12 protein-coding genes are annotated in these 12,824 nt (G+C 51.8%); 6 read left to right on the top strand and 6 right to left on the bottom strand.

Features of this window, described 5'->3' with window-relative positions:
* The first annotated feature begins 19 nt into the window (after positions 1-19).
* The 3 genes from ACG98I_RS12275 to ACG98I_RS12265 all read left to right on the top strand — a co-directional run bounded on the left by ACG98I_RS12275 (position 20) and on the right by ACG98I_RS12265 (position 2,540).
* Entirely contained in the window at positions 20-1,363 is a 1,344-nt protein-coding gene (locus ACG98I_RS12275) for an IS256 family transposase (protein ID WP_394719581.1), read from the top strand.
* A 33-nt stretch (positions 1,364-1,396) separates the two neighbouring features.
* Entirely contained in the window at positions 1,397-1,588 is a 192-nt protein-coding gene (locus ACG98I_RS12270; RefSeq protein WP_394720831.1) for a hypothetical protein, read from the top strand.
* Positions 1,589-2,297: 709 nt separating this feature from the next.
* A complete protein-coding gene (locus ACG98I_RS12265; protein WP_394720832.1) occupies positions 2,298-2,540 on the top strand; it encodes a hypothetical protein in 243 nt (80 codons plus the stop codon).
* Between the two features lie 107 nt (positions 2,541-2,647).
* On the opposite strand, the gene ACG98I_RS12260 is transcribed toward ACG98I_RS12265, so the two are convergent.
* Both ACG98I_RS12260 and ACG98I_RS12255 read right to left on the bottom strand, forming a co-directional pair.
* Positions 2,648-2,962, bottom strand: a complete 315-nt coding sequence (locus ACG98I_RS12260; protein ID WP_394720833.1) for a helix-turn-helix domain-containing protein — start codon at positions 2,960-2,962, stop codon at positions 2,648-2,650.
* Positions 2,963-2,998: 36 nt separating this feature from the next.
* Positions 2,999-3,337, bottom strand: coding sequence for a type II toxin-antitoxin system RelE/ParE family toxin (locus tag ACG98I_RS12255; protein WP_394720834.1), 339 nt, complete (start codon positions 3,335-3,337; stop codon positions 2,999-3,001).
* Positions 3,338-4,864: 1,527 nt separating this feature from the next.
* On the opposite strand from ACG98I_RS12255, the gene ACG98I_RS12250 reads away from it, so the two are divergent.
* Both ACG98I_RS12250 and ACG98I_RS12245 read left to right on the top strand, forming a co-directional pair.
* Positions 4,865-5,335, top strand: a complete 471-nt coding sequence (locus ACG98I_RS12250) for a hypothetical protein (protein WP_394720835.1) — start codon at positions 4,865-4,867, stop codon at positions 5,333-5,335.
* 507 nt (positions 5,336-5,842) lie between these two features.
* Positions 5,843-6,349 carry a hypothetical protein gene (locus tag ACG98I_RS12245; protein WP_394720836.1) on the top strand — a complete coding sequence of 169 codons (507 nt, stop codon included), beginning with the start codon at positions 5,843-5,845 and terminating at the stop codon, positions 6,347-6,349.
* 139 nt (positions 6,350-6,488) lie between these two features.
* On the opposite strand, the gene glnA is transcribed toward ACG98I_RS12245, so the two are convergent.
* Together glnA and ACG98I_RS12235 are read right to left on the bottom strand one after the other, a co-directional pair.
* Complete coding sequence (gene glnA / locus ACG98I_RS12240; RefSeq protein ID WP_394720837.1) at positions 6,489-7,931, bottom strand: type I glutamate--ammonia ligase; 1,443 nt, start codon at positions 7,929-7,931, stop codon at positions 6,489-6,491.
* 70 nt (positions 7,932-8,001) lie between these two features.
* Positions 8,002-9,159, bottom strand: coding sequence for a tyramine oxidase subunit B (locus ACG98I_RS12235; protein WP_394720838.1), 1,158 nt, complete (start codon positions 9,157-9,159; stop codon positions 8,002-8,004).
* Positions 9,160-9,483: 324 nt separating this feature from the next.
* Between ACG98I_RS12235 and ACG98I_RS12230 the strand changes: the two genes are divergently transcribed.
* Positions 9,484-10,167, top strand: a complete 684-nt coding sequence (locus ACG98I_RS12230) for a sce7726 family protein (RefSeq protein ID WP_394732573.1) — start codon at positions 9,484-9,486, stop codon at positions 10,165-10,167.
* Here the strand turns inward: ACG98I_RS12230 and ACG98I_RS12225 are convergent.
* Positions 10,055-11,080, bottom strand: coding sequence for a hypothetical protein (locus ACG98I_RS12225; RefSeq protein ID WP_394720840.1), 1,026 nt, complete (start codon positions 11,078-11,080; stop codon positions 10,055-10,057). The genes ACG98I_RS12230 and ACG98I_RS12225 overlap by 113 nt on opposite strands.
* Before the next feature lie 146 nt (positions 11,081-11,226).
* Positions 11,227-12,801 (bottom strand): DUF5129 domain-containing protein, encoded by a 1,575-nt coding sequence (locus tag ACG98I_RS12220; protein ID WP_394720841.1) that lies wholly within the window; start codon positions 12,799-12,801, stop codon positions 11,227-11,229.
* Positions 12,802-12,824: the final 23 nt, after the last annotated feature.

The raw sequence follows: 12,824 nt of genomic DNA, 5'->3' as shown, positions 1-12,824 counted from the left end.
ATGAAGGAGATAAACCATAATGGATTCTGTGGCGAAACGAGACCCGGAAGATTCCGCGAAGATCAAAGCAATCGAGCAAAAGCTGCTGGCGAACCCGGAGATAGCCAAGCTTATTGACGAGCTCGGCTCAACAGCAACGGATGCTAATGATTTAGTGCGTGGCTTGTTGCAGGCCTCGGTCACTCGCGGCCTGGAAGCGGAAATGGATGCTCACCTGGGGTATTCCAAAGGCGATCGTGAGGCTAAAGCGGCCGGTGGCGGCGATAATTACCGCAATGGTTCCTATGTCAAAAAGGTTGATTCGAACTATGGTCCGGTTGATGTCACTGTGCCTAGGGATCGTGAAGGCACGTTTTTGCCTACTATGGTGCCGAAAGGCTCTCGGCGGCTGACTGATGTTGATGACATGATCATCAGTTTGTATGCCGGGGGTATGACCGTTCGTGATATTCAGCATCATATGGCCACAGCCATGAAAGTTGATATCTCCCATGAGACAGTTTCAGCAGTCACGGATGCTGTCTTAGATGAGGTCATGATGTGGCAGAACCGGCAGTTAGACGAGTTCTACCCGGTGATATTTCTTGATGCGCTACGAATTAAAGTCCGTGACGGTGGGCGCGTGGTCAATAAGTCCGCGTATTTGGCCATCGGGGTGGATATGGACGGTATCAAACACATCCTGGGCATCTGGTTGGCGAAAGAAGAAGGCGCATCCTTTTGGGCACATGTATGCGCAAACTTAGCTAGCCGCGGTATCCAGGACGTGTTCATCGTCTGCTGCGATGGTTTGAAGGGTTTGCCGGAAGCTGTCGAAGCGACCTGGCCGGATTCGATGGTGCAGACCTGTGTCGTGCACCTGATTCGGGCTGCGAATCGGTGGGTGGCTTATGGCGACCGTAAGGCGGTATCTGCGGCATTAAAGAAGGTCTACACTGCCCCAGATGAGTCAACCGCGCGCGCAGCGTTGGATGAATTCGCCGAATCAGAATTGGGCCAGAAATATCCGCAATCAGTGAAAGTCTGGTCCGATGCGTGGGAGCGGTTCGTGCCGTTTCTGCAGTTCCCACCCATGGCCAGAAAGGTCATCTATACGACTAATTCCATTGAGTCGATGAATAACGAGCTGCGTAAAGCCACTCGCAACCGCGTGCAGTTTACCAATGATGATTCCGCGATTAAGACGCTGTGGTTGATGATCTGCAATATCGAAGATAAACGCGCGGCCAAACGAGCTAAAGAAGGTCGAAAAGCCGCCGCGACCAGCGGAAGACTCATCGAAGGCAGGAAAGTCACCAACTGGAAACAAGCCATCAACCAAATGGCCGTGGCCTATCCCGAACGCTTTACGAACTACCTATAAACACTCAGACCGAAAGCCCCACACACAAAATACTTGACACGCTCTTGCTTTACCGGGCTTCCTGGCAAAACCGGGTTGCAACTCGGCGATTCCAGTTCCCGAATCTCCGCCCGCGACCGCGAGTTCATAACGACCCTCATCGCGAATCATGACGGGACGATTTTGCGGGTTCTCAACGGTCCACTCTCCGTCATTATGGAGATGTTCGCGCACTCCATGTACTAAATTTGACCACGGCTCGAATCCAGGGGCGGTGTTCGCCCAAAATGGATCGTCTCGTAGCATCGCAGCGTCTACAGCGGAGAGAAGCGATGTTTGGATTCCGGTGACGTCAATGCCGAGTTCTGATAAGAATGCAGGGGCTTCGTTGGCTGAAATTACTTCACTCGGCTGTGACTCGTTGAGAGGCTGAGGGTGCAGGGCCATGCGCTCGGGCATAGAAGCCAATCCTCTGATGCGCCAATTTTGTTTGAGACCAGACAAATTGCAGGTCAGTAGCTTTTGGTATTGGCACGAAATTTGTCTGGGTTCTTAGTTATGTGAAGGAACGTGAGGTGTTATCTGCAGCTCCTGTACCAGGATTGAATGTGGATTATGCCGTTTCCCATATCGTGATAGCCAAACTTGGAAAGCGGCTTCGATTCACCACATTTTGGGCACTCGCGTACCGGCTCATGGCCGTCATAGTCCGAGGCTTGAATCTTAAAGTAGTAGGGGCCGTGGAAGATGACGTGGTTCCCTTAGAGTGCAAATGGTTACTGTCTAGACTGGTTCTACTTCATAAACTGTGATACTTCACATGCTGAAAGTAAAATCTGATTCATTAATGCTACGATGACGGCGAAATCCCGGTTGGTGATAGTCGCGTCTCCACGGGTGTGAAGGACATCGCTTGCTCCGGGGTAACCAAGATAGAGGGAGAGCACTGGTGCGAATGCCAGCAGTAGACACTGTGGATATTGCCAAGTCCGAAGTACGAGCCACGCAACCTACGGTGGTTGCGGCGATCATTGTCGTGGGAATGTTCCTCTTACTACTGCTGTACTTGGGGCTGAGCCGCTATTACAACGCGCAAGAGGTTCAGTCTCTGGTCGAGGGCGCGAATGCTAGCGGCCAGAGCTATTCGGTAGTCATTCATAACGGGCTGACCGGTAGCTACTCTTTCAGTGCTGACTAACCGAAGCCGTTTCTTATCGCTGGAATGCATACGATCGCGCAACTCACGCGAGTAAGTTCTTCTCGGAGCTTTAAAGTCTTGCGGGAATGGGACGCGTGAGTAGGGGGTTAGTCACTGAGAACCAACGTCGAGCGATCGCCGTTTGCCGATTTGATGGTGAGTTCGAGTTCAACACCGAGGGCGTTGAGATAGCTTTGCAGCGTGGAGAGCTGAACGGTAAGCAAAACTCCATTTTCGATTTGTGAGATGCGGTGCTGCTTGACGCCGATCTTTTCGGCCAAGTTCGCTTGCGTTATTCCAAGGCCTTCTCGGAGTTCGCGGAGCTGAAAGGCGTCCTGTTCGCGCAAAAGGCCTTCTTTGATGGATTCGATCTTCTCCCGATTTCCGGGGCGCTTCTTGCGTAGAGCTTTCAGTGTGGACATTGGGCTGCTCCTAGTAGTGGTCGGTGGGGCGGGGTATTAAGATTTTCCTTTTAGATGATCTGTATATCGCTTGTCAGCGATTGGGATATTGTCGCGGTACCAGCGATCCCAGTTATTCGTTTTGTCGCCCGCGACGAGCAGGATGGCTTGTCGGAGGGGATCAAATGCAAAGAGAATTCGAAGATTTCCTCCGAGTGGGCGAATCTCTTTCATATTTTTGTGTTTTGAATTCTTAATCGTTCCGACGAGGGGACGTCTGAGAGAGGGGCCCTGTACCTCGAGAATTTCCAAGGCTGCTAAAACTTGGTCGTAATCATCGTCATCTAGATCCATAATCCACTCGTCAACGTAGTGGGTGAGGATTTCGAATTCCATAGTTCAAAATTATCACCCCTAACTGATATTAGTCAAGGGTGATAATTGGGGGTTGGGTTGCGTGGGAACTTTCGCGCTAATTAATCAGCTACACGTTGTAGTAGAGCTCGAATTCCTTTGGTGATGGGCCCTGGCGTAGGGGCTGGATTTTGCGGTCGAACTTGAGGTGGGCGTAAATGTCGAGAAATTCTTCGCTCAAACATTGTCGGCAGTGAGGAAGCAGTGGTCCTTTCTAAAGGCGTCGAGTGATGCTCCGAGGGAGCAGGGGACCGTTGGAATTCCTTTGAGCTCTACGAGCGCCAGCGCGTAGAGGTCCTTGTCTATTGGGCCGTGGGGTCGAGACGATTTAACGTGGCATCGATGCCTGTCATCTACTGCGTGTTAAAGCAATACAGAGGAAAGAGTTGGGGTCCACGGGGCAGTAGTGGACGATGTTACAGGAAAGAATTTTCATCTAATGTGATTTGTATATAGCGATCTGTATGCCTCAACAAATGAACGGTGTGTTGGTCAAAATTGCATCACCTAGAGATAAATCAGAAGAGCGAGCATGTGTACGGGAGCAGATTAATGATTGGAATATCAATAGCGGTCGACGCGCAGGCGTAGTTCTATTGCCATGGCTCTATGAACACAGTTCGATCACGGCGCTCGGGGGAAGAGCACAGTCAATAATAAATTCTCAAGCGGTCGATTGAGCAGACGTCGTAGTCGCGTTTTTTGATAGTCGGCTCGGAACTTCTACTGGAGTCGATGTTTCAGGCACTGCTGAAGAGATTAAACGGGCGCATGACCACAAAAAGCCGGTACACGTCTATTTTTCGAATGAGCCATTACCGAGAGACGTTGATTTAGAGCACCAAAGGGTTCTCCGTGACTTTAAGGAGGAATTGGAGCACGAGGGGCTCTTGGGAGACTACGACGACCCTGCCGATTTGGCTGGCCAAGTGATTCGCGCATTAGAGCACGACATAGATATCTCTAGATGGTCCAACACTGCTTTGGTACCTTATACTCAGAAAAGTGGGGCAAAGCTGAAATGGTGGCATGAGCATGAGCGTCAGCAAAATGGCATGGACAAAAATGGGAAAATGTAATACCAAACTATTAAGAACAATTTGATTGTCGAAAACTCCGGAGACGTTGGGGCTGAGAACCAAGAGTTTGAAGTGGAGGGGCTCGATGGCGCCGCCATACTCCTGCGCGGTAGTACTTCTGAAATTACTATCGAGCCCTTTTCATCGCGTCAGTGGATTGCTATTCCAGCAAATCGAGGGACGATTCAAATAGACGCAAATTGAGAAGAACCTGGTGAGCCTAAATCACAACGCTGGACGATCAGAGTTTGATGGCGACTACTAAAAGTTTATATATCAGAGAAAGACCATGTGGTTTCGATAGTTGTGGAGGACAGGCTGGCCCTTCACAAAAACCAGAGCGACAATAATGCAGCCAGTATTTGCTGGAGTATTGAATATTGAGTCTGAAATTCCAATCCCGAAACTTACATAGCGCAGAGGAGATTCTATGCCTAGACGCAACTTGACCGCCACAAAGATTTGGGTGCACCCTAAAAGGAAACCAAATGATTTAATTCAGCTAAACAAAATTCCGGACGCTGGCGGGTCAAAACATGACTACCTGCTTATGTTTAACGGATTCGCTCAAGCAGTCACGGATGATCAGTTGCAAGACACCTTGAAAGAGCAGTGGACATCGATTACTGAGGTCTCGTACCAGCGCGGACGTACGTTGATGCTCACCACAGAATCTGGTAAATATGGCGAAAACGGTGTCGGCGTGGACGTTCAAACCGGTAGTACAGCATTTAACTATGGTTCGCAGCATTCTATTCAAGTCACTACTCATGGGATGCTGATCGTTCCGGAAGATGCAGACTATGGGATCTTGTTCCAAGAGCGGGCGAGCAACCGGTGTGGTGCTGGACGGGTACACGACGTATTTATTGAGGCCTTTAAAAGCAGTTTCCGGACCTAAATGTCAAGACTTCGGCGCTTCTCGAATCTGAGGCTTGGCTCCAAGCCGCAGAACTAAAGGAAGTTGAGGTTGAAATAACCAAACCTTCAGATGACGAAGCCAATTTTGATATACCAGGGTTATCGAAGGCGACGTATTCTTACAACATTAGCCCGTCAAAAGGCCAAAAATCACTTCCGCGTCGCCTGTATGATCGACTGCTTGGACAGAGCATACAGCCGGGGCAACTTGTGAGCTTGTCCAAAGGCGAGAGCACTGGAAAGGTTTTTGTTACGCTTGCAAAAGACGGACGACGGAAGAGCTTCGAACTTCATAATGAGAATGCGCCTATTGCGAGTATCTTGTTGAGTGACCATGGGGAATCCGCACCTCAAGCTAGCGTAATAAGACGCCACTGCTTAGAGGAAGCGTCCGATTACTTTGCAAGAATGGGCATTGAGTGGGGCGAACATATGGCTATTGATGAATGGAGTCCGGATGATTTAGATGTGAGGACTGTGCAGCCTGATGTCGAAGAAACTTAGCCCTCTTCCTGTAATTCATGCACATTTAGATACCCTGCGGGACTCTCAATCCAACAAGCCATTGGTATGGGATTATTTAATGCTATACGGGTTACCGGTTTTGGTTGGTGGATTCTCTTTTTGGCGGAAGTTCCAAGCTCAGGATATCGGTTCTTTTCTCGGGGGCGTTGCGGTCTTTGCAGCTCTGCTCTTTGCATTGGTGGTGTTTGTATTTCAGCTTCGGCTTTCTGCCGGCAAGGACTCCGTTGCGTCCAGAAAACCTCGACTACTTAAGTTGCTTGATCAGCTCTTTGCCAATGTTAGCTACGCGGTTTTGGTGGGAATCGTAACGACGTTCCTAGGTATAGCCTCAGTTTGGCTTTCAGATGATGAAGGCACTGCCCCTATCTGGCTAAGTGTTCTGCTAGTAACGTCCGTTACCCACCTCGTATTAACAATTCTGATGTGCTTGAAGAGAATTAACGCGGCGTATAGACGTTTAACCAAATGATGGAGTCCGATGAGCGACCGTGGGAAATGCGAAGACGATGGGTTGGAAGTTTGGGCAGCTGACCCTCAACTGATCTGTTTTCTTCGACTTCAGTCAGTTTCAGCCAGCTACCGCTCCTATCTGGAACTTCATGGTCTAACTACACGTTGTAGTAGAGCTCGAATTCCTTTGGTGATGGGCCCTGGCGCAGGGGCTGGATTTCGCGGTCGAACTTGAGGCGGGCGTAAGCGTCGAGGAACTCTTCGCTCATCACGTTGCCGGCGGTGAGGAAGTCGTGGTCGGCTTCGAGCGCGGCGAGAGAACACTCGAGGGAGTGCGGAACCTTCGGGATTCCTTTGAGCTCTTTAGGTTCAAGTTCGTAGAGGTCCTTATCGACAGGCTCGCCGGGCTCGATGCGATTTAAGATGCCATCGATACCCGCCATCAGCTGCGCGGTAAATGCCAAGTACGGGTTCGCGGATGGGTCCGGTGCGCGGAACTCGATGCGCTTGGCCTTTGGATTATCGCCGGTCAGCGGGATGCGGATAGCCGCGGAACGGTTCGATTGGGAGTACGCCAGGTTCACTGGGGCCTCAAAACCGGAGTAGAGGCGGCGGTAGGAATTGACCGTCGGATTGGTCAGAGCCAGGACCGCTGGTGCGTGCTTGAGGAGGCCGCCAATGTAGTAGCGGGCGATATCGGAAAGCCCTGCATAACCCGTCTCATCGTAGAAGAGCGGCTTGCCATCTTTCCACAGGGACTGGTGGGCGTGCATGCCCGAGCCGCCATCGCCAGCCAAAGGCTTCGGCATAAAGGTTGCGGTCTGGCCGTGCGCCTCAGCCGTGTTGCGGACAATGTATTTGAAAGCCTGCATGTCATCGCCGGCCTGCAGGAGGTCGGCGTATTTGTAGTTGACCTCCTGGATACCGCCGGTGGCCACCTCATGGTGGAAGCGCTCAATCTCAAAACCGATAAGCTCCAGGTTATAGACAATGTCATCACGCACCGGGATGGTCTTGTCATAAGGAGCAACAGGGAAGTAGCCGTCATTAATACGGATCTGGTTGCCGCGGTTAGGGGTACCATCCATCATGGTTTCCTCACCCGAGCGCCACCAACCCTCATCAGAATCCACCTGGTGGAAAGAGTGATTGACGCCGGAAGAATAACGCACGGAGTCAAAGACATAGAACTCTGCCTCCGCGCCGATGGAACAGGTATCGGCGATACCGGTTTCCTTCAGATACTCCTGCGCGCTTTCTGCGATGGAGCGCGGGTCACGGCTATAAGAGGAGTGGGAGAGAGGATCGCGGACAAAGAACTGCATATTCAGTGTCTTATGCTCGCGGAAAGGATCGATGTATGCGGTGCGCGGATCCGGAATCAGCGTCATATCCGACTTGTCCACGGTGGCAAAGCCCGGGATGGATGAGCCATCGAAAGCAAAGCCTTCCGATGCCGTCTCCTCCGACAACAGCCGAGCCGGCACAGTGAGTGCATGCTCAGCGCCGAAAATGTCGCTGAAGCGAATATCTAAATAGCGCACCTCCTCAGCCTTAATAATTTGAATTACATCTTGTACTGAGGAAGCTTTAAAGCTCACTGTAAAAACACGCCTTCGTGTGTGATAGATAGTCGGTTGTTGGTGTACGTAAAAATGCCTAGGTCAAGGCTTAGGACAATGCTGGGGCATCCCACAGATTCAGCGGAGTGCCCAAGTTCTTGGCCAATGCCTGTTCGTAGACATCTGTAGCCCATGCTACGTCTTCTACCGGCATGCCGCCGATGGAATAGAAGAAGATTTCTTCATCATTGCTGCGTCCAGGGGCATTTCCATCTGCAATCGCGCCGATATTAGCGATATCAGATTCCTTCAACGTGCCTTCTTGAACCATGTCCCACCAGCGGTTGCCGGGGATACCCAGCAGCTGTTCATAGGTGACATCCGGGCCATTCTCATTGAACCACTCGGCATACAGGCCCTTGTAGTCCACGACCAGGCGGGCGTTGCCTTCGGTGATGAAGTCATCATCGAAACGCGCTGCTGCCGGTGCGAGCACAAGCGCGCCGGGCTTGAGCCAATCCTTGTTGAAGTAAGGGAATCCCTTTGGTCCATCCTGGGAGGTAGAGGTACCAGCGATGAGGATATCGGAATTCTCAATCGCTTCTTGTTCGGTTTCCACGACGGTGAACTCGATGCCCGGGTGTTGCTCGCGAAGGTATTCCGCGGTGCGCTCGGTGGAGGCTGGAGTACGGCCTTTAATCTTCACGCGCTTAATCGATGGGCGTTGGGTGATCGAGGATGCCAAGATGGTGCGGGACATAACGCCAGGTCCAATGATGCCTACTTCTTTAGCGTTCTCCACCGCGAGGTGTTTGACACCAACTGCTGGAACCGCACCGGTGCGGTACGCGGAAAGCAAGTTCGCTGACATGATGGCCGTTGGTGCGCCGGTGACCGTGTCATTGAGAACGAAGACGTGGATGGAACGTGGCAGGTCATTCTTGCGGTTTTCAGCATTGGAGCCGTACCACTTCACGCCGGTGTTGTTGAAGCGGCCGCCGATGTACGCGGGCATCGCCATAAAGCGGCGGTCCGGGCCATTCGCTGGCATGCCCTCGTGCTCAGGATTATCAGGGAAGTTGATCTGTGCGCCGTGGCTATTCGCGGATGCGCCCGCCATGCGGTAATCGCCCTTATCCAGCAGGATGAGCGTTTCTTCCATGGTGTCCACACACTTGGCGGTGTCCGTGACACCAGCTTCAATCATGTCTTCTTCGGACAACCAAATCAGGTCAATACGAGTATCGGCGTTATTACTTTCGGACATAGGCTCACTTTCAGTGTTGGGCACATCTGCGAGCTAAAACTTGCTTCATGTCTAACAGACCCGCTGATGTGCGCTTGCGAAATCTAAGGTCTACGTTGTGCAGCTTATAGAAGTCTCACAGGCTTTGTTTTGGTTCTCCGCAGAATCCAGCGGTTTAATCCCGGCCGATAACGTAACTGCCCTCTGCCTATGCCCGAACAATCGGTCATAAAATCGTATGCTGCGGAAATGCCCTATATTGGGGGTGTTTGGGTGTTGTTTGATGGGGCCTGAATATCGCTTTCCGCATTGCCGAAGCCAACTGAAGTCGGCATTTCCCCTTAGATGGAGGAGGGGAAATGCTGGTCGGGTAGGATCCGAGGAATGGGGAATGTCTCGGAGCTTGACTTAAGAACGGTGGTTCACCAACAACTTCCGCATGAAGCGGAAAGCAAAATCGTCGATGAATTCGTCATCGGTGAAGCCGGACGAATCGACGTTGCGGTAATCAGTGACATCCTTGAAGGGTATGAGCTCAAAAGTGATTTAGACAGCCTTTATCGCTTGCCGCGACAGATGGATGTGTTCGGCGCTGTCTTCGATTTCTGCACGCTGGTTGTCACTCCTAAGCACTTATCAAGCGCGCGAAAAGCATTGAAGCGTGGTTGGGGATTAGCTGTTGTGGAAAAGGATGAACGAGGCAATCTCGAATACAAACAGGTACGTCGCGCTTATCAGCGGTCTGCTCGAGACAACACGCTTTTGGCGTCCCTCTTGTGGCGGGATGAGCTGCTTTCGGCGCTCGACTCCCTTGAACTTTCTAAAGGAAGAAGCAGAGCTACGAGAGATGATTTGGCCCGATTTTTGGCCAAATCAACTACCCGAGTAGAGCTTCGGAATATTGTGACTGAATCTCTTATGGCACGCCAAGCGTGGCGAGTCGATCCAGAACTACATGAAAGTGACGATTCATCCCAATCTCGACGTGTGTCGTCGCGTTTCCTGGCCCGGAGGATGATGACGCAATAGCGTCGATTTTACTATCTGCCTCACTGAAGCTGGGGCCGCCATAATATGGTGCGCTGACGATATTGCTAGCAATTGATTGGATCTGTGGTGCAGGATTGCTTCGGGACGAGGCGCGGTGAATCATCCAATTGCTCCCCGCGGCATACTTCAAGTTCGGGATTGGACTGAAGGCAGCTTGGGAATACGACGGATTTCCGACACCATAATCTGAGTAGATGAGCGTCATTCCAGTCGATTGTACTGTCAATGTAAACGCTTGTGTATCATCGCGCGGGATTGCTGTGGTGCTGGACTTTTGAGCGACCTTCCCTAATTCGAATGGAAAAGCAGAGAAGGCGAGGACAGTCATTCTCCACGACGTTACGTTCAACGATCGAAGTGCTTGGATGGCCAAGGTTGATTGAACTATAGGTGTGCCTTCCAGAAATCCTCCGTCGACAAGAAGATTCACATCCTGCTGCCGCATTCCGAGTTCGTGGAGTGTGTCGTCGATGTATGAAGCGATATCCACAGACGGATCGATGAGATCCTCAACGTCAATTCGAAGCGTAACTCCATTCGATTGAACCATCGAAAGGCCAGAGTATGCTTGGAGAGTTTCAAGTTCTTCACTGACGGTCAGCACTGGAGTGATTAATGCAGTTGGACCTAATTTGTTGAAGAAATCGTGAACCGTGTTTGGGAAGTTAGGGTTTTCTGCTTCGGGGTCGTCGAAAAGTTGAATCCACAGAGGATACTGGTTGAAGTCCCATGCCTTGGGGATTGAAATCGCAGCTTTTTCAGGGGAGAGAACCTCCAAGAGCGGAGTGAGTTCTGAGCGGTTGATGTGCTTGAGGGCGTCGAGCTCGCCCTTTTTGGATTTGAGGATAGGGACATATTTAGTGCCGAGAAACTCGGAAACTGGGTTGGTCATAGTCAAAGTTTTACCACGCCAAGGATAAAAAGTATCTATTTTTTATGAATATATAGTCAACTAGAGTGAGCGTTGGCTGTGGTCACAATCCACTACTCTCTTCACCTTTGATCATGGAAGAGACGTAAAGGCGGGCCCGAGGAGGCTTAGAAACTCGATGAGCCGCCCGCGCCGGAGAAGCCGGAGCTGAAGCTGGTGTTGGCGCCGCCGCCGGAGGAAGCGGATTGTGCAGCGACGTTGTTGGAATGCCAAGTGCTCATCGCCCAGAATGGCACAAAGTTGTTGTAGCCGTAGCCAGGGCGGTAGTCGCGGGAGGTGATACCTGGGGCCACCAGGTCGGTGGTCTCGGAGTCGTCGAGATCATCGAATTCTTGCCTGCGGAGCTCTTCCAGCGCGGTGCGGTAATCGCCGAGGAGAATGACGTACTGGTCGAGGAAATCAGAATCTTGCGTTCGGTTCATCATCGAGTCAGCACGGTCGCGCAGGTTCTGTAATTCGACGTAGAGACCAGATTTGGAGTCGTCGAGGCTGACTTGGGCTTCCACGACGTCATCGCGTAGCGCTTGCAATTCAGTACGACGGACCACGTCATCGCCGTGCTCAAGGCGGTAAAGCTTGTCAATGTTGTCCTCCGCGAAGCTCAGTTCACGCGTGGTGAGCGCGGCTTGGTGGATTTCATCGGCGTTCTTCAAGAAGAGCTCATCGGAATCTTGGGACGTCAGGTTGCCCAGGGAATCAACTTGGTTGTGGATATTGAAGAAGCGGTCGCGGACTTCCTCCCATTGATTGCGCATGGTGACATTTGCAAATGGGGATGTCAGGGAGTGTGCGCGGATGTCAATGTGATTGAGTCGGGTAGCGAGCTCGCCGTATTCTTTGCCCACTAGGGACATCTCCGCGCGTGCTTGGGCAATCTTCTTCGTCTTGTTGCGGCGAAGGGAACCTGCCACCATGCCCGTGCCGAAGATGGCACCTGCGCCGCCGATGTCCGAACCAACGAGCATGCTGACGCGGTTTCCGATGGCATCGTTATAGGCGTCTTCTGCTAATTCGGAGGTATCGGTGGCGGCATTAGCACCGGCAAAAAGACCTGCCGGGATGTTATCGTCTTCGACTCCTGGTTTGATGGCATCGAGTGATTTGTCCAGATGGGAGCTTTCGCGCAGGTCGAGAGCTTCAGCCACGTCTTCGCCAGCGAAGATGAACGCTTGGCGTGGGTCTAGGCCAACGCCAACGATGAGCACTCCGTCCGCGAAGTAATCATCCCCTTTAAGATCCGGATGATTATCGCGGAGGTAGTTTTCAACAGTGTCATTGACATTGTCATCGTTTTCTTCAAACACCATGTAGTGCAGCTGCTCCACAACGGCGGGAGTCTCCAGGCGCTCAACATCGCGTTCCATGCGTGCTTCATCTTCTTGTGAGAGCACACCATCAGGATTGTGGATCTCCGTGGTGAAGTTACTGGTGATTTCCATGTCACCTTCGGTGGAAATCGCATAATCTGCGCGCTGCGGTGCATCATTAGCAACAGCCAGTCCACCCGCAAGAGCACCCCCGCCCAGCGCTGCGAGAGCAATGGTCACGCCAAACATCTTGCCCATGCCAGGGCGAGTCTGCTCCTTGACCTGCTGAAGTTCAGCTTCGGTTAAGGCCTGCTGTTCCTCAGCTCCTGCCGTCTTTTGGGCTACGTCCTTATTGGGCTTCTTCTTGGCGCTCATGGCCCCACGTTAGTTCACGTGGA

The organism is Corynebacterium sp. L4757 (genome assembly GCF_043673995.1).
Lineage (GTDB): Bacteria > Actinomycetota > Actinomycetes > Mycobacteriales > Mycobacteriaceae > Corynebacterium.
Note: the sequence above shows the minus strand (reverse complement) of the source record. Positions and strands in the feature narration are given on the sequence as shown.